Source organism: uncultured Christiangramia sp. (assembly GCF_913046405.1).
GTDB lineage: Bacteria > Bacteroidota > Bacteroidia > Flavobacteriales > Flavobacteriaceae > Christiangramia > Christiangramia marina.
In genome coordinates, this window is the sequence record NZ_CAJWRQ010000017.1 from 1 (window position 1) to 18,470 (window position 18,470).

The window sequence follows — 18,470 nt, forward strand, 5'->3', positions numbered from 1 at the left end:
CATGAAATTGGAGACTTCAGCATTTGAGGCAGATGCCATTTCAGAAAACACCGGCATCGCCATACTCGATCACGATAATGATGGCGATCTGGACATACTCGTGGTAAGTGGTGGAAATGAATTTAGGTCTGGCGAAGCAATTCAGCCTAAACTATATGTCAATGAAAATGGACAGTTTAGAATAGACAGCATTAATTTTAAAGGACTTTCCTTAAATGCTTCAGGAGTTAGTGTGGCAGACGTCAATAATGACGGATTTCAGGATGTATTTATTTCATCCAACCTCAAACCGCATGAATTTGGTTCCAGCTCAAAGCAATTTCTTTGGATTAACAATAATGGGCAATTTAGAGATGCCACCAGGGAATATTTCAAAGAACTTCCCGGGAGCGTTCAAACTTCGAAATGGGTTGATTTTAACAGAGATGGGTATTTGGACCTAATACTGGCAGGGCATTGGAACGGGCCGGAGATCTTTCTCAATAATAGTGGGAAGTCCTTTTCGAAAATGGAAAGCAATTTATCAGATTTTAAAGGGTGGTGGAATGATCTTGAGCTTGCCGACTTTGATAATGACGGTGACCTTGATCTTGTAGTTGGAAATTGGGGTCTTAATTCCAGGCTTACGGCAACACGGGAAGAGCCCGTAAATCTTTACCTGAACGACTTTGATGGGAATGCTACTTCAGATCCTATTCTAACATATTTTTATAAAGGTGAAGAAACCGTATTTGCTTCAAAAGATGAACTGGTTCAACAACTCCCATATTTGAAGAAAAGATTTAATACCTATGAACAGTTTGCAAACGCAAAGCTTTCAGAAATATTTCCGAAGGAAAAATTAGAAGAAGCACAGGTGAAAAACGTCACAGAATTAGCCTCCTGCTATTTTGAAAATCTTGGAAATGGAACTTTCAAAAAACTTGAATTACCTTTTGAAGCTCAGGTTTCACCAATGATGTCTATAGAAGTTTCAGATTACAATGCTGATGGTTACCATGACATTCTTTTGGCAGGAAATAACTATGAAATAAGCACTCAATTAGGTAGATTAGATGCCTCACACGGTGTTTTACTATTAAATGATGGCAGCGCAAATTTCACAGTTTCGAAAGAATTTCCAGCGATCTCCGGGGCGGCACGTGACATTGGAAAAATATGTGTGGGAAATCAGGAATATGTGATCATCACGAGGAATAATGATTCCCCTGTAATTTTAAAATCAACGAATTAAAATGAATAGAACCAGGTACTTTCAGGTTTTAGCAATTTGCTTTTCAATATTTTTAGTCTCTTGCGATTCAGATACAAAAAAAGAGGAGGATGATTCCGTAGAAAATATTCGCTCTCAGAATACTCTATTTACTGAAATGCTTCCAGAAGAAACAGGAATTGATTTTATAAACGAAGTTAAGAATCAGCCAGACTTCAATATTTTCAAATACCGGAACTTTTATAATGGTGGTGGTGTTGCCATTGGAGATATTAATAATGATGGACTCCCAGATATTTACCTAACCGCTAATATGAAACCGAATAAATTGTATCTCAACAAGGGTAATTTTGAGTTTGAAGATATTAGTGAATCTGCGGGCGTGGAAGGTAACAAGCCATGGTCGACCGGAGTCAATATGGTCGATATCAATAATGACGGACTCCTCGATATCTACGTGAGTAATGCCGGAAATATGGAAGGCGACAATCATGATAACGATTTGTATATAAATAATGGAGATCTAACTTTTACTCAAAAAGCTAAGGAATTTAACCTGGCAGAAACCGGATTTAGCACACATGCATCCTTTTTTGATTATGACAAGGATGGTGATCTGGATGCCTATATTTTGAATAATTCCAACATACCAGTGAGCACTCTTGGCTTTGCCGAGCAAAGAAATATTCGAGCACAGGATTGGGAAGGAGTGCCTAAAATTTTTAGAGGAGTAGGAGATATGCTGCTAAGAAATGATGATGGCGTATTTACCGATGTGAGTGAGGAGGCTGGTATCTTCGGAAGTTTGATAGGTTTTGGTCTTGGAGTGATGGTTAGTGACTTTAACAACGACCTGTATCCAGATATCTATGTATCCAATGATTTCTACGAGCGTGATTATTTATATATCAATAATCAGGATGGTACTTTTACTGAAGAGATTGAAAACTGGACTCAGCATTTATCTCTTTCTGCGATGGGAGTGGATATGGCAGATATCAATAATGATGGTTTTGCGGATATTTTTATCACCGACATGCTTCCCGATTCTGAAGAAAGGGTAAAATCTGTGATGGAATTTGAAGGGTATAACGTCTTTAAACTGAAGCAAAGCAAGGATTTTTTCCAGCAATACATTCATAATACCCTGCAATTAAATAATGGGAATGAGTCATTTGCAGAGATCGCTCATTTTAGCGGTGTTGAAAGTACAGACTGGAGTTGGGCAGGACTTATCTTTGATATGGATAATGATGGAAACCGTGATATATATGTCACCAACGGAATTAATCATGATCTAACCGATCTCGATTTTGTTGAATTCTTTGCCAATGAGATCATTCAGAAAATGGCATTAACTGGTAAAAAGGAAGCAATCGATTCCATTATCAATAAGATGCCGGTAACCAAACTGCCTAATTATGCTTTTCAAAATCAGGGGAATCTTAAATTCAAAAATAAGGCTGAAGAATGGGGGTTGGGCCTACCAAGTCTTAGTAATGGCTGCGCATATGGTGATCTTGATAATGATGGAGATCTTGATCTGGTCGTAAATAACGTAAATATGAATTCCTTTATTTACAGAAACAATTCTGAAAAAATCGCAGATCACAATTACCTTAGAATTAAGCTGGAAGGAGGTGATAAGAATAGGTTTGCGATTGGAGCTGTTGTCAAAATATATGCAGGTAATGAGATCATTATGCAGGATCAAAATCCATCTCGCGGCTTTCAGTCCTCCATGGATTATGTGATGAATATTGGCCTGGGTAAGAAACAAAATCTAGACTCCTTGAGAGTGATCTGGCCAGACAACGCGACTCAATTGCTTGAAAATGTGAAAACCAATCAAACTTTGGTTCTGGATCATTCCGAAGCTAAGGATCAATTTAAGATCAGGAAACAAACAAATTCAAAAACCCTGCTTACCGAAGTTTCCAACGATGAACTGGAAAGTCATTCAGAAAATCAATATACCGATTTTGACTTTGAAGGAATGATCTATAAAAAATTAAGTCAGGAAGGTCCGGCCATGGCAGTTGGTGATATCAATAATGATGGAAATGAGGATGTTTTTATTGGAGGGGCTAAAAAACAAGCTGGAACTATTTATCTGAATCGTGGAAATGGAAATCTGCAGAAAATGCATCAACCCGCTTTAACAGCCGATGCGATGTTCGAAGATACTGCAGCTGCGTTTTTTGATGCAAACGGCGACGGAAAATTAGATTTAATGATTGGCTCTGGAGGGAATGAGATTGGTGAATCGACGAATTACCGTCCTAGACTTTACCTCAACGATGGTCGAGGCAATTTTAAACCAACTCAGGCGAAGATCCCTTCTGTAGAACAAAATGTGGCGACGATCGCTCCCCTTGATTTCGACAACGATGGCGATGTGGATCTCTTTATAGGATCCAGAAGTGTTGCGGTAAATTATGGAATTGATCCACAGCATTTATTTCTCGAAAATCAAGGGAATGGCGAATTTGTTAACGCTACAGAAAGGGTCGCTTATGATGTGAAATATGCAGGGATGATTACCGATGCAACCTGGGAAGATATAGATGGCGACGGTAAAAAAGATTTGGTCACAGTTTCAGATTGGGGTGCCCCTCATGTGTATACAAATTCTGGAAAAAGATTAAGCTTGCTTAAGAATGACCTGGAAAAGTATACTGGATGGTGGAATACGGTGGAAGCTGCAGATCTGGATAATGACGGCGATATGGACCTGGTTCTGGGGAATAAGGGAGCAAATCTTACCTATGAGACAAGTTTTGAAAACCCAATGAAGTTATGGGTCAACGATTACGATGATAACGGAACTATCGAGCAGATCGTAACTTTGGATAAAGATGGAAAAGATTATCCATTGCATATGAAAAAAGAGATGATCTCTCAGCTGGTTTTTCTAAAAAAGGAAAATTTAAAAGCTTCAGAATACGCTAAGAAAACCGTACAGGAATTAATTCCTGATCAAAAAATTCAGAATTCTATAGTCAAAGAAGCGAATATTTCAGAGACAATCATAGCTATCAATGACGGGAAAGGTCAGTTTAAGATTCAGAAACTTCCAGGAAGAGTTCAGTTCTCTTGCGTTTGCGGAATTTCCTGCGTGGATGTGAACAATGACGGAAATCTTGACTTGGTGATGGCCGGTAATGATTTTGAATTCAAACCACAATTTAGCCGACTTGATGCTGGCTATGGAAGCGTATTGCTTGGTGATGGTAAGATGAATTTTGAATGGAAAGATTTTAAAGAAAGTGGTTTCCATATTCGGGACGAAGTCAAGTACCTGAAACGTATTCGTGATAAGAATGGTAAGACTTTTATAATCGCTGCTATTAACGACCAAAAACCTCGAATTTTTGAAATCAGCAATTAGTAGATTCTTTCTTTATTCCCTGCTTATTTTTGTTTTCTCCTGTAGTAAAGACAAAGAAATGGAGCAGGAATCACTGTTTTTTAGTAATCCTGAAGCCAAGGTAACTGGGATCGATTTTGTCAATGAGCTTACAGAAACCCGGGACCAGAACATTCTGGATTATCTCTATTTCTACAATGGAGGTGGAGTAAGTATTGGCGACATTAATAACGACGGACTTCCGGATATTTATTTTACTGGTAATCAGGTTCAAAATCGGTTGTATCTCAATAAAGGATCCTTAAAATTTGATGACATTACTGCAACGGCTGGAGTCGGTGGTCAAAGTACCTGGAATACAGGTACTACTATGGCCGATGTTAACAGCGACGGATTATTAGATATCTACGTTTCTGCAGTCGTCGGCGTTAATGGGTTTCGCGGCCACAACGAATTATTCATCAACAACGGTGATCTTACTTTTACCGAAAGTGCTGCTGAATATGGTCTCGATCTGGACACCTACAGTTCCCAGACTGCATTTTTTGACCTTGATAATGATGGTGATCTCGATGCATATATTCTGAATCATGCCGTGCATACGAATGAATCATTTGGGCCGGCAAATATTCGCAACAACCGTGTTTACGAAAGCGGTGATAAATTGATGCTGAACGAGAATGGTAAATTTCGGGACATTAGTGTACAGGCTGGAATCTATGGTGGAGCAAACTCTTACGGACTTGGAATCACTACTGCGGATTTCAATAATGATGGTTTTACAGATGTTTATATAGGAAATGATTTTCATGAAGATGATTACTACTACATCAACAACGGGGACGGTACCTTCAGCGAGGAATTGAAAACGAGGTTTGGTCATACATCCAGGTTTTCTATGGGAAATGACGCAGCAGATATTAATAATGATGGATTCGTAGACTTGATCACGCTGGACATGCTACCAGAAGAAGAGACCGTTCTAAAATCTTCCGCAGGAGATGATAATGTAAACCTTGACCGCTTTCGCATAGAGAAACTGGGTTATCACCCGCAGTACACCCGCAATATGCTACAGGTCAATAAAGGCGGTGAGTTCTTTGCAGAAACAGCCTTAATGAGCGGAGTAGCGGCTACCGATTGGAGTTGGGGACCTCTGTTTGCAGATTTCGATCAGGACGGATCTCAGGACCTTTTTATAAGCAACGGGATTCCCAGACGTCCTAACGATCTGGATTACGTGAAGTATACTTCTAACGAGCAAATTCAGAAGAAACTAGATAAAACCACGATCGTGGATAACGAAGTGCTCGACAAAATGCCTGCCGGAGCTGTGACAAATTATGTATTTAAGGGTTCCGGGAAAGGACAGTTCGAAAATGTAACCAATAAATGGATTGCAAATGATTCCATTATTTCAACCGGAGTGGCTTATGGCGATCTGGATAATGATGGCGATATCGATATTGTGACCAATAACATTAATGCACCTGCCAGTGTCTATATTAATGATTTTGCTGAAGGAAATTATTTAAAACTGAAACTTCAGGGATCAGATTTGAATTCCTTCGGAATAGGTGCAAAAGCAATTATTTATACTTCTGAAGCTGCTCAAGTTCGACAGTTATATACCACTAAAGCTTTTCAGTCTTCATCAGAACCTTTGATGCATTTCGGTTTAAAACAAGGGGAGACTGTGGATAGTTTAAGGATTATCTGGCCTGGAAATCGTTCTCAACTCATTATTTCACCAGCGCTGAATTCTACTCTTTCGCTAAAGTTTTCCAATGCGAATGATAGCATCAATACTGCTGAAATATTTAAAACCCGAAGCAAGTTTCAATTCCAAAGAAGTGAAAACTTTGGGATCGATTATGAGCATAAGGAGAATACTTATAATGACTTTGATGTGCAAAAGTTAATACCACATCAAACTTCAGATCTTGGACCTGCTGTTAAGGTAGCAGATCTAAATAATGACGGGAAAGATGACATCATTTTTGGTGCTTCCAGGTTTCAGCCTTCAGTTGTCTACTATCAGGAAAAAGGCAATTTCAGAAAAAAGAATTTTAAAGCATTAGCCAGTGATTCATTGGCTGAAGACGCATCGATTACTATTGCCGATCTGAATAGTGACGGACTCCAGGATATCCTGATAGCCTCTGGTGGAGGAGAGTCTGTTGGAAAGAATAAGTGGTTGCAGGACAGAATCTATTATAATTCTAAAGAAGGAGATTTCCAGAAGTCAGAGTCGTTTCCTGAACTATTCCTTAATTCTTCTGTGATTAAAACTGCCGACTATGATAATGACGGTGATCTGGATATTTTCATTGGCAGTAATGCACAAAATTACCAGTATGGAGCGATCCCAAAGTCGGTGCTATTGCGAAATGATAACAGTAAATTCACTGAAGTGCAGTCAGAGATCTTTGAGAACATTGGTATGGTGAACGATATGATCTGGACAGATATTGATGGTGACAATGATCTGGATATGATGATGGTAGGCGAGTGGATGTCTCCGCAAATCCTGGAAAATAATAATGGAACATTTATGAAATCGGCTGCACTGGAAAATATCCCGTTAAATGGATTATGGCAAACCTTGATAGCATCAGATATTGATCACGATGGTGATATGGATTACCTTTTGGGAAATTGGGGTCTTAATACCAAACTAAAAGCTTCTGCAGAACATCCTTTGAAATTATATTACAAAGATTTTGATCAGAATGGCCTCACTGAAACCATCCTGGCAATGGAAAAAGATGGGAAGTATTATATGCCGTATGGTCTTGACGAATTGAGCGCACAGTTGAACCAGATGCGCAAGAAGTTCACTCAATATAAAGACTATGCTGGTAAAAGCATTGACGAAATCTTTTCTAAAGATGAACTGAACTCTGCAAGACTGCTGGAAGTACATACATTATCTTCCGGCTACCTGAAGAATAATAACGGGAAATTCAGTTTCCGGGCTTTTAAAGATGAACTACAAATAGCTCCCATACGTGCGATGCTCAGTTATGATTTTAATAAAGATGGCAGAACTGAAGTACTGGTAGGTGGTAATTATTTCGGGATAACACCTTATCATGGTAGATTTGATGCGATGGGTGGAATGCTGATGTTAAATCAGGATAAAATTCTTGATTCTTATGAAATTGGTTTAAATTTATCACAAAAATCTGTTAAAGATTTTTCGATTATTGAAATTTCAAACAAGTCCTATCTTATAGTGACCATAAATAATTCAGAAATTGAAATCTATGAATTCAGTTTTTAAAATAATTGCCAGCATATCATGTTGTCTGCTTCTTTTGATTTCCTGTGCACAGGAAGAGAAAGAGATTGTCGTGACAGCAGATGATTTTCATGCTGCTAATGAGCACATCAGTAAAACGATGGTGCACGATATTTTTTCCCCACCGGTGGCAAGTAGAGTATATGCTTATTCCAATATTGCTGCTTATGAAGTCATGGCTCAATTTGATGAGAATTACCAGAGTCTTTCAGGCCAGTTAACCAATCTCGAGGAAGTTCCAGCTCCAGAATCTGATCTTACAAACCCGGAAGTGGCCGCAATTGTGGCATTTTACGACATCGCAACCAGCCTGGTATTTTCAGAAGATAAAGTGAGGGTTAAAAGTGATAGTCTCTTCACGAAGTGGAAAAATACGAATGAGAGATCCTTTAAGGTTTCTGAAGCATACGGGAAAAGGGTGGCCGCTCATATAAAAGATTGGTTGAAACAGGATAACTATTCTGAAACCCGAACCATGCCTAAATTTTCTATTCTTACAGATGATGAAAGCAGATGGCAGCCAACCCCACCTTCTTACATGGATGGGATCGAACCGCATTGGATGAAAATAAGACCCTTTGTGATAGAGGACGCGGACCAGTTTAGACCAGCGCCACCACCAGAATTTTCTATGGAAGAAGGTTCAAGATTTCATACAGAACTCATGGAGGTTTATAATATTAGAGAGAAAATCGCAAAAGATGAGGAGAACAGCGAAGAAATGGCGATCGCCAAGTTCTGGGACTGTAATCCCTACGTTTCGATATTACGAGGGCATTTAATGTTCGCTACTAAAAAGATCACTCCAGGAGGTCACTGGATGGGAATTGTCAAAATTGCCTGCGAGAAGGATGAAGCCGACTTCAGTAAGTCTGTTTATGCGTATTCTAAGACTGCCATAGCTATCGCAGATGGTTTCATTAGCTGCTGGGATGAGAAGTACCGGAGCAACCTTGTGAGACCTGAAACTGTTATCAATAAATATATAGATGAGAACTGGACATCTGTACTTCAAACTCCGCCATTTCCGGAGTATACAAGTGGACATTCTGTAATTTCTGCGGCTGCTGCCACGGCTTTGACAGATATTTTTGGTGATAACTTCGCTTTTGATGATGATACTGAAGTAGATTATGGACTACCGGTTAGAAGCTTTGAATCATTTAATAAAGCTTCAGAAGAGGCAGCGAACAGTAGATTGTATGGAGGAATTCATTACCGGGCTGCCATTGAAGTTGGGATGACCCAGGGCCAGGATCTGGGAAAATATGTCATCGAAAATCTTCAAATGACAAAATTTACTGAAAATTCTGAATTAGCTTCCAAATAGTATGATCAAGAAGTTTATTACTATCCTGCTGGGTGTTTTACTCCTTAGTCTGGCGTGGTTTTTATTTATAAAAGAATACGATTACCAGTTTAGATTTCAGGCCAATCATTCGCCTGCAATGGTTCAGCAAGAACTTAAAAAAATAGAAAGTTATAGCATTTTTGACGGTGAACCTATAGTCTCGAATCTGCAAACTGAAGGGTATGAGGCACTAAAACAGACCTTGCAATTTGGTGATCAGGAACTCGAGCTTCTTTGGGAATTGGAAAGTCAGGCTGATACAGTTACCAGTATATCTGTTAATGTAGCATCTAATGAGAAAATACAGAACAGACTCGCTATTTTAAATCCATTTGCTGAAAGCGGGTATATTGATAGTCTTGAAAATTCTTTTCTCCAATTTGGTAAGGAGCTACTAAAGAAACAGGCGGCTTATAAAGTGCAGGTAGTAGACAGTATTGTTTACTCCCCGGCATTGGATTGTATTTGCAAACCTGCTGCAGATATCAAGGTTGAGAACAAGGCAATGCAAATGGTCAGGGATATTGGCTATCTCGAAGATTTTCAGATTTCCCATAAATTAAAACTTACCGGATATCCATTTGTAAAGATCCAGGACTGGGATCAGGAGGCCGGTACTATAGATTATGATTTTTGTTTCCCGGTGAATCTTGCCCAGGATATAAGGCCCAATACATTTATAGAATTTCAGCAATTTCCAGCTACTACATCTTTGAAAGCGATATATAATGGTAATTACAGAAGTTCAGATCTGGCCTGGCACCAATTGCTTTCTGAAGCAAAAAAGAGGGATCTTAAAACAAGTAACTTACCCTTGGAAATCTTCTGGAACAATCCTAAAACTGGTGGAGAAGCATTAAGCTGGAAAGCCGAGATCTTTATGCCTGTAGAGCCTGAGAGTTAAATTCTGCCGGCACCACAACCTTTAGTTTTTCATTCATAATACTTATGATTACTTCGGAACTTTCTCCTTTAAACTCCCCGTCAATCTGAAAGGCTACGGGCGTTTTGCAGATGATCTTTGCTTCTTTAGCCTGAAAGGTTTCAACAACATCTGAATTAACATCGGTTTCATTGCGTATGGTCTTAATAATCTCTGCAAGGTTTAGTTTTCTGTAAATAATGATCTCAAACTTACCGTCGTTCATCTTCCCATTGGGATTGATATTGGCCCCGGTACCATATTTGTTTGCATTCGCAATAGCGAGAAGCGCACCGCTGGTTTGATGTTTTTTAAAATTGGTTTCTACTTCAAACTCAAAAGGATATTCACTCTTTAGCAATGTTGGAAGTGATTGCAATAAATACCCGAATTTCCCTCGAAATCGGGATTCTTCATAATTCTGAATAAGTTCAGCATTGATGCCAAGATCACTCAGATGAAGACAGATATCATCGTTAATGTTTAGCAAATCCATTTCAAAAATAGTGTCACCAAAGGCTATTTTCACCTGTTCTTCAAGAGATTCGGGGATCCCGAAATTTGTAGCTAATCCATTTGCAGATCCTGCAGGAATAATTCCCAGGGGAATGCCATAGCTTTTGATCGCTTTGGCTACCAAATTAATGGTCCCATCCCCACCAATTGCAATGATTCTTTCAATCTTGAGCGAATCCAAACGATCCTGAATCTTCTTAACATCCTCCTCACCAGTAGTAGCGAAAAGATGTATAGTTATTTGATTGGTTTTCGCAAAATCACGTGCCTTCTGGATAATCTGCTTTTTATCGAGATCACCAGAAATAGGGTTCACTATCAATAAAACTTGGTTAAAATTCATGTGTTATTGATTGAAATACACCTAAAATTAAGTATTTTGGAACGGAAGTGATTTTAAAAAAGGCCAAATTTTGAAGCTTGATCTTAAACTTTATCGGGGTTACGTAAATGAAGAAGAACTAGTCGTTTTTGGACATCTGTTCCAGTCCTGGGCTCCAGATAAGTATAGTGTTGACAGAAAGGGAATTAAGCACGCTTATGCTTTACTTCACAAATTCCGCATTGAACCGCTCCCTAATTATGAAGTTCATTTAAAATTCCAGGATCTTGAGGTTAAAACTAAAACTCAGGAAGACGGATATTTTAGATTTACCGTACCCTATGACTCTAAGATAGAGCCAGGATGGCACGAGTATGAAGTTATTTGCAATACAGGTGAGATTGGAATGATAGAAAAAGGTGAGCTTTTAAAACCACATCCGAGCAAGCTTGCCATCATTTCAGATATTGATGATACTTTCCTTGTTTCCCACAGCAGTAAGTTCTTTAAAAAGATCTACGTAATGCTATCTAAGAATATCAACAATCGTAAGATATTTGAAGAGGTAAAGGATCATTATCATAAGCTAAGCAGGGCGGGTAGAGAAGAAGATAATTCGTTTAATTCATTTTTCTATGTGTCATCCAGCGAATGGAATCTGTACGATTTTATTGACGAATTCGCACGGCTGCATGATCTTCCCAAAGCTGTGATCAAATTAAAGCAGATCAAGACCGGGTTGATGGACTTTATTAAAACGGGTAGGGGAGATCACGATCATAAGTTCGTGAAGATCAAAGATATTATATCCTTTTATCCACATCTGGAATATGTCCTGTTAGGTGATGACTCTCAGCATGATCCTTATTTGTACGAACGAATCTGTAAAACATTTCCAAAGAATATTAGAGCGATCTACATTCGGCAGACTTCCAAATTACCAAAAAAAGCGGTTCAAAAGGTGTTAGCCAATATTGAAAGTATGGATGTAAATACCTGTTATTTCCAGGATAGTAAAACGGCGATCGATCATTCTGATAAAATCGGAATTATTTAGAATGCATTAATAAAGAAAAGCCCTTCCGGAGAAGAGCTTTTAATCTATTTATTCTATTTCAAATATTTCGGTTTCTTTAAAAGCCGACATTTCTATTTGTTTTATTTCTGCCTTAAAATCTGGCCATTCTTCCTGATAGAATTTATTTGTTTTATTTAAAGCCGCCTGAAGTTCTTCCCGCGCTTGGTTCATAAGGATCTCCTCAGTTTTTGTGATACCATTCTGCCTGGATCTTACATAACTAGATGCTGTACCAAGCCTGGTCATCACTGTATTCTCTCTGTTTCTTGTGATTCCCTGTCTGTCATCAACTTTCCCTAGAAACAGCGCTATGTGTTCCTCAAGTCGTCTGGTAATGGAATCTACACTCTTCAATGCCAACTTCCTTTCTGCAGTATCTTCCAGGTTTTGTTTAAGATCTTCAGCGAAATTTTCTGAGGTGTTCTTACTCTGCACTAATTGCTCTACCGCATCTGCAGCGGTTTGTTGCCATTTCTCGATCTTCTGGCCAGCTTCGTATACTTCTGAAATACTCTTTTCTGAAACTTCCAGACGAGGATCTGACTTTACTACTATCATTTCTTCGGAAGTTTCTCCGTTAAAACTCATTACGAGGCGATAATTCCCCGGTTTTACAGCAACACCGCCTGGTTCTCGTTTCGATTCTCTGATAGATCTTGAAGGCCTGTCTGCTCCCTTTTCGTCAAGATACCATCTCATGGTGTAAATACCAGTGCTATCAGGCGCCTTTTGCTTCAAAGTTCTTATTAAACGGTCTGCATCGTAGATTTTCAGATTTATACTATCGGCATTGGCTTTTTTATCTTGCTCCTCATCTTCAGCTTTATCTTCTGAAACATTCGCTTTGTCACCTTTATTTTCCTCTTCCGAAGAATCGATTCTAATAAAGTAAGAGATTGGTGCTCCCTGTTCACGATTTTCGCCCTGGTAGACCGCGTCCCCACCAAATCTGCTCCCAGTTGGTTGCTGTGTAGCATTGTGATAGGCAACAGGTGGTGCAAATAATCTTAGTTTATTCTCTATAATCGTATTTGCTCCTGCAAGTTTTCTAAAAGGTCTAATATCGTCAAGGACCCATGCTGCACGGCCAAAGGTGCCAATTACTAGATCATGCTCACGTGGATGTATCACCAAATCCTTTACTGATACTGTAGGAAAACCATGGGTGTATTTCTCCCAGTTCTTACCGGCATCAAGTGAAATATACAGGCCATCATCTGTTCCCAGGAATAATAAATTTTCCTCTTTCGGGTCTTCTACAATGCTTAAAGCATAGCTTTCGGTATCATCGTTATCAACAATTCGCTCCCAGCTTTTCCCATAATTTCTGGTTCTATAGGCATAAGGCTCATAATTGAACCTTCGATAATCATTTGCGACTAGCAATGCCTCGCCTTTTCGCTTATTACTGGCCTTGATCTGTACGATCCAACTTCCTTCCGGTAGTTTTGGTAAGTTAGTGGATACATCTGTCCAGCTCGCGCCTCCATCGCGGGTATATTGAACTTTCCCGTCATCTGTTCCAACCCATAACATATCTTCTTCTAGGGGAGAAGGCTCAATAACCAGTATGGTGGTAAAGTTTTCAGCTCCGGTGGCGTCCATCGTAAGTCCGCCACTTTCAGTTTGTTTCTGCTTTTCAGGATCATTGGTAGTTAGGTCTGGTGAAATAATTTCCCAGGTTAACCCCTTATCTGTGCTTTTGTGAACAAATTGACTTCCGAAGTAAATAGTATTGCTATCGAACGGATCAATATTAATAGCAGAATTCCAGTTAAATCGAAGTTCCACATCAGGATCTGGATGCGTAGGTTTCACCGAATAGTTATTTCCGGTTTCATGATCGTATCTGCTAACATATCCCTGCTGACTCATACTCCAGCCATATGTACTGTCGTCTGGATCTGGAACGACATCAAAACCATCCCCAAAGCTAATTTCCTGCCAGTAAGAATTTCGGATTCCCTGCGCTTTCCACACATAAGCAGGACCTCTCCAGCTTCCATTGTCCTGCATTCCACCATAAACGTTGTAAGGAAATTCATCATCCACAGCAATATGATAGAATTGAGCCACAGGAAGATTGGCTACGAATCTCCAGCTTTTGCCTCGATCTTTAGAAATATTGAGCCCGCCATCATTCCCGTCCATCAAGAAAGTTCCATCTTCCGGATGAATCCAGAAGGCGTGATGATCTGGATGTATACCATTGTCTACACCATAGGCCGGCATCAATTCCTTAAAACTGTTTCCTCCATCTTCAGAAACATTGACATAGGTAAAAACGGAATACAAACGATTTTCATTCTGAGGATCTACAAACAAATCTGAATAATAAAATGGTCGGTTTCCAATTTCTTCCTTATCGTTGATCATTTTCCAGTTAACCCCTCCATCTTCAGATTTATAAAGTGCATTCTTTTTGGATTCAACCAGGGCATACATAATATTAGAATCTGAAGCTGCAATTGCAAGTCCGATTCTTCCCAGATCTCCTTTAGGAAGTCCGTCCTTTTCTGTTTTCTTTTTCCAGGTCTTCCCACCATCGTAGGTTATGTAAAGTCCGGAGCCTTCCCCACCCGATTTAAAAAACCAGGGATCTCTCTTATGTTCCCACATGGCCGCGACCAGCTTATTGGGGTTATTTGGATCCATCACCAGGTCTGCAGCACCTGAAAGATTATTGGTATACAGAATTTTGTTCCAGGATTCTCCACCATCAGTAGTTTTGTAAACTCCTCTTTCTTCGTGCGCACCCCAGGGTGAACCTATTGCCGCGGCATAAATTATATCGGGATTATAGGGATGTATAATAACGCGGTGAATATGACGGGTCTTTTCCAGGCCCATACTAGTCCAGGTTCTTCCGCCATCCAGACTTTTATAAATTCCGTAACCACCATTCAGACTATTTCGGGGATTACCTTCACCGGTTCCAACCCAGATAACCGAAGGATTTGATTGTTGCACCGCAACAGCGCCTATAGAAGCAGTAACTTCATTGTCAAATATAGGTTCCCATTTAATACCTGCACTGGTAGATTTCCATAATCCGCCAGATGCTGTCCCGGCGTACATGATATTAGGATCACTAATAACCACATCTATGGAAGTAACACGTCCACTCATTCCAGCAGGACCAATATTTCGGGGAGTTTTGTTTTTAAAAAGTTCAAGATCGAAGTTCTGTGCTGTAAGATTGGTGGTAATTATTAAAGCAAAAAGCCTCAACAGGTGGGAATATCTCATGAAATTATTCAAATTTTTAAATATGATCTCAAGTTAGCAATTTTCTCTCAATCGAAATTTAAACACAACTCCAAAAAAAAGGGACTTTTTTTAAGTCCCATCATATTATTTTCTTCTGTTGAATTCCCTACGATTATAAAAATCTTCAGGATCATCTAAATTCCTGTCATCATGTTGCCAGTGCTGATCTTCGTCGATTGACTTTTCAGGTTTAAACCCTGTATGTTTATCGTGAAAGTCCTGAGAACGATGGTGATCATCTATAGGTTTTCTAGATTCATTCGCAGATCGCCCGGAATAGGAATCATCCTGTGAAGTTCTGTGTTCTGAAGTATTTAACTCTTCACCAACCTTACGATCTAAAAATTGTCGATCGTCTCTGCCGGTATCAATTCTTGTATCCACCGAAGCCTTACGATCATTCGAAGAATATTGCATATTCTCCCGTTCTCTTTCTACTCTTCTCTCTTCTGCGGAAAGCTTATCATACCCATAATCGTGATCATCGTTTAATCTGGATTTATCTCTATAAGTGCTCTCCGTTTTATGCAAATCATCTTGAGTGTTATAATCTCTGTCTCTGTTGTACGATCCCAACACATGATGTTCATAATTTCTGCTAATATCTGTACCCGATCGATAACGTTTGGTTTCGGCGAAAGTCTGGTAATCTATACCCTCTGTAAATACATATTTATCAGTAGCATTGATATCAATAAGTCCAATAGGAATTATGATATGATTTTCACCATCTTTGTTGATGAACTCCTTAAATTCACTTTGATGTTGAGCGGAGTAGGGGTCATGGTTCCTGTCTATGATGTCCTGTTCTACCTGTACATCTACATAAACTACTTTTCCTAATTCTTTATTTACCAGTAGGTTGTCTACTTTACCTATTGTCTTTTTATCTCGATCCAGTAGCTTCCATCCGCGAATATCATGATCATGACTGTCTACTTTATATCCTTTTAGCTGGCTCAAATGTACCAGGTGTTTTTCTGTTGTACTCATAATTAGATTTTTAACTTAGGAGGTTAGTGTTTCCATTTGAGTTCTCATGTATCAATGCGATATCATCAGTCTCATCAATTTCATTATCATCGTTCTCAGCCATACTTCCATAGAAATATAAGAACGCAAGAATCGCGAGGATAATCACTACGAGAATCCACGGCCATACTGGTTTTTTCTTTCTAATTTTTATTTCTGCCATATTGTTGATTTTTTGGTTATTCTAAAGTACTACAAAGCAGTGCCAAAAAGATTTAAGTATAGTGTAAAGTATTGTTAATTAGAAACAACGCATAAAAAAAGCCAGGACTAATGCCCTGGCTTTTTATTAATAGTTGGTAGATTCTAATTTATCTGAATGTGCCACTTGGGAATACAACCAGACTTTCATGGCCGTTCTTACCGACTGCAGCAACTCCAAACAGGTAATTATCTATTACAATTCCCTCTAAAGTAAACGAAGTAACATTACCTACAAATCTTGAGTATTGCCATTGCGGAGAAGTAGTATCTCTCCAATAAATCTTGTAGCCAGCGATCTCACCATCAACTGCTTCCCATTTTAACTTTGTATCAGGTTCAACAATTCCACCAATTTCAACTTTTTTAGGAGCTGGAGGTGCCCAGGCCAGAGCGGCAAGGTTGATGGCATTTACCGCCGTTAATTTCTCAGCATAGTTAAAATTCACTCCAGATACCACGTCACCGTACTCTATACCATTCTCCGTTCGAATATCCTGGTGTTGCTTGTTATAGTTCTCATGAGCTTCCATGATACGTACGCCAGCAAATCCAAGATCATTGAAAGGTCTGTGGTGACCACCACGGCCAAATCTATCCAGCCTGTAGATCATCATCGGGTTCATTTCCGGCATATATGTCTCAACATTTGAATGTATATATCTTGCCAGTTGTCTTGAGATTCCATCAACTTCACCACCATAAAATCTTCTCATTCTTCTTTCGTTTTCAGTTTCCGTAGGTGGAACTGGTTCAGAAAAGATTCGGAAACTTCGATTGTCAATTACTCCATCTACACCTTCAATATTTCCGATCATATCATTGTTAAGAATACCTATAATATCCCAGCTTTCTTTTTTTGCATATTCAGCCAGACCTTTACCACCAAAAAGACCTTGTTCCTCACCAGATAAACCTACATAGATGATACTGCTTTCAAAATCATATTTGGATAAGACTCTTGCGGCTTCCATGGTTCCTGCCATTCCGCTGGCATTGTCGTTTGCTCCGGGAGCATCTGTAGTGAAATCCATGGTGTCGCCATTCCTTGAATCAATATCACCACTCATAATGACATACCGGTTAGGATACTTGCTTCCTTTCTGGATCGCAACTACATTTACTACCCATGCTTCCTTTGGAATTCTTTGTCCGTCATCTGGAGTTACATGATCTTTTTGATAAAATACATCTAGACAATCGTTACAATCTGCAGAGATTTTGTCGAATTCAGATTTTAACCAACGTCTGGCAGCGCCAATTCCACGAGTTTCAGATACTGTATCGCTAAAAGTGTTTCGTGTACCAAAACCCGCAAGTTTTCGAATATCGTTTTCGATACGATCTGCACTTACATTCTGAATGATCTCGTAGATCTTTTCATCTGTATCCTGAGCTTTAGAAGTATAAGATATGGTGCATAGACCCAGCATTAGAATGGCAGTCTTAAAGGTAGTTTTCATCATAAATGGAAATTTGTTTTAAAAATAGGGAAGTTATTTAATTCTATAAAATAATAAAGCCCCGGTATTACCGGAGCTTTAACTTTTTGATCGTTTTGAACCAAAAAAATTAGGCTTGCATTTCGTGCATTTCTGCTTTAGCCTGATTGATCTTTTCTTCAGACTTATTGCTTGCGAAACCTGCTTTAGTCTTAGATTTAAGAGCTTCCATTTTGTGACTTAGGGAATCTGTAAAATCGTTGATTCCTCTGTTCGCGTCTTTGATATAACTGTTACTTGTATCAGCAATAGTTTTTCTCGTTTCTGTTCCTTTTTTCGGTGCGTATAGTAATCCAAGTACTGCTCCTGCAGCTGCTCCTGATACTAGTCCTAATAATAATTTTCCTGCTTTCATAATATTTGGTTTTAAACTGGTTCGATTTAATTTC

12 protein-coding genes are annotated in these 18,470 nt (G+C 39.1%); 6 read left to right on the forward strand and 6 right to left on the reverse strand.

The features are described 5' to 3' along the window. From QZ620_RS03880 to QZ620_RS03900, 5 genes are all read left to right on the forward strand, one after another. On the forward strand, positions 1-1,234 hold a 1,234-nt coding region (locus tag QZ620_RS03880; RefSeq protein WP_295179283.1), incomplete at its 5' end, for a VCBS repeat-containing protein. Position 1,235: 1 nt separating this feature from the next. Further along, on the forward strand, positions 1,236-4,604 hold the full coding sequence (locus QZ620_RS03885) for a VCBS repeat-containing protein (protein ID WP_295179285.1): 3,369 nt from the start codon (positions 1,236-1,238) through the stop codon (positions 4,602-4,604). Further along, entirely contained in the window at positions 4,588-7,869 is a 3,282-nt protein-coding gene (locus tag QZ620_RS03890; RefSeq protein WP_366935432.1) for a VCBS repeat-containing protein, read from the forward strand. Before QZ620_RS03885 ends, QZ620_RS03890 begins: the two co-directional genes overlap by 17 nt. Further along, a complete protein-coding gene (locus tag QZ620_RS03895; protein WP_295179287.1) occupies positions 7,853-9,217 on the forward strand; it encodes a vanadium-dependent haloperoxidase in 1,365 nt (454 codons plus the stop codon). The genes QZ620_RS03890 and QZ620_RS03895 overlap by 17 nt, the downstream gene beginning before the upstream one ends. A gap of 1 nt (position 9,218) precedes the next feature. Continuing rightward, positions 9,219-10,142 (forward strand): GyrI-like domain-containing protein, encoded by a 924-nt coding sequence (locus QZ620_RS03900; RefSeq protein ID WP_295179289.1) that lies wholly within the window; start codon positions 9,219-9,221, stop codon positions 10,140-10,142. Here QZ620_RS03900 and QZ620_RS03905 read toward each other — a convergent pair. Next, entirely contained in the window at positions 10,117-11,019 is a 903-nt protein-coding gene (locus tag QZ620_RS03905; RefSeq protein WP_295179290.1) for a diacylglycerol kinase family protein, read from the reverse strand. The genes QZ620_RS03900 and QZ620_RS03905 overlap by 26 nt on opposite strands. A gap of 70 nt (positions 11,020-11,089) precedes the next feature. Between QZ620_RS03905 and QZ620_RS03910 the strand changes: the two genes are divergently transcribed. Continuing rightward, entirely contained in the window at positions 11,090-12,055 is a 966-nt protein-coding gene (locus QZ620_RS03910; RefSeq protein WP_295179292.1) for an App1 family protein, read from the forward strand. Positions 12,056-12,103: 48 nt separating this feature from the next. On the opposite strand, the gene QZ620_RS03915 is transcribed toward QZ620_RS03910, so the two are convergent. From QZ620_RS03915 to QZ620_RS03935, 5 genes are all read right to left on the reverse strand, one after another. Continuing rightward, positions 12,104-15,325 (reverse strand): hypothetical protein, encoded by a 3,222-nt coding sequence (locus tag QZ620_RS03915; protein ID WP_295179294.1) that lies wholly within the window; start codon positions 15,323-15,325, stop codon positions 12,104-12,106. A gap of 105 nt (positions 15,326-15,430) precedes the next feature. Continuing rightward, the gene (locus tag QZ620_RS03920; protein WP_295179296.1) at positions 15,431-16,339 is read right to left on the reverse strand and encodes a PRC-barrel domain-containing protein; all 909 of its coding nucleotides are present in this window, start codon (positions 16,337-16,339) and stop codon (positions 15,431-15,433) included. Between the two features lie 10 nt (positions 16,340-16,349). After that, on the reverse strand, positions 16,350-16,541 hold the full coding sequence (locus QZ620_RS03925) for a hypothetical protein (RefSeq protein WP_295179298.1): 192 nt from the start codon (positions 16,539-16,541) through the stop codon (positions 16,350-16,352). Positions 16,542-16,689: 148 nt separating this feature from the next. Beyond that, the gene (locus QZ620_RS03930; protein WP_295179322.1) at positions 16,690-18,012 is read right to left on the reverse strand and encodes a M28 family metallopeptidase; all 1,323 of its coding nucleotides are present in this window, start codon (positions 18,010-18,012) and stop codon (positions 16,690-16,692) included. Between the two features lie 139 nt (positions 18,013-18,151). Further along, positions 18,152-18,436 (reverse strand): YtxH domain-containing protein, encoded by a 285-nt coding sequence (locus tag QZ620_RS03935; protein ID WP_295179300.1) that lies wholly within the window; start codon positions 18,434-18,436, stop codon positions 18,152-18,154. Positions 18,437-18,470: the final 34 nt, after the last annotated feature.

Bases quoted from the DNA above. Each gene is read 5' to 3' on its own strand.
- QZ620_RS03915 (WP_295179294.1), bottom strand. From the start codon at position 15,325: ATGAGATATTCCCACCTGTTGAGGCTTTTTGCTTTAATAATTACCACC.
- QZ620_RS03905 (WP_295179290.1), bottom strand. From the start codon at position 11,019: ATGAATTTTAACCAAGTTTTATTGATAGTGAACCCTATTTCTGGTGAT.
- QZ620_RS03920 (WP_295179296.1), bottom strand. From the start codon at position 16,339: ATGAGTACAACAGAAAAACACCTGGTACATTTGAGCCAGCTAAAAGGA.
- QZ620_RS03885 (WP_295179285.1), top strand. From the start codon at position 1,236: ATGAATAGAACCAGGTACTTTCAGGTTTTAGCAATTTGCTTTTCAATA.
- QZ620_RS03930 (WP_295179322.1), bottom strand. From the start codon at position 18,012: ATGCTGGGTCTATGCACCATATCTTATACTTCTAAAGCTCAGGATACA.
- QZ620_RS03935 (WP_295179300.1), bottom strand. From the start codon at position 18,436: ATGAAAGCAGGAAAATTATTATTAGGACTAGTATCAGGAGCAGCTGCA.
- QZ620_RS03900 (WP_295179289.1), top strand. From the start codon at position 9,219: ATGATCAAGAAGTTTATTACTATCCTGCTGGGTGTTTTACTCCTTAGT.
- QZ620_RS03925 (WP_295179298.1), bottom strand. From the start codon at position 16,541: ATGGCAGAAATAAAAATTAGAAAGAAAAAACCAGTATGGCCGTGGATT.
- QZ620_RS03895 (WP_295179287.1), top strand. From the start codon at position 7,853: ATGAATTCAGTTTTTAAAATAATTGCCAGCATATCATGTTGTCTGCTT.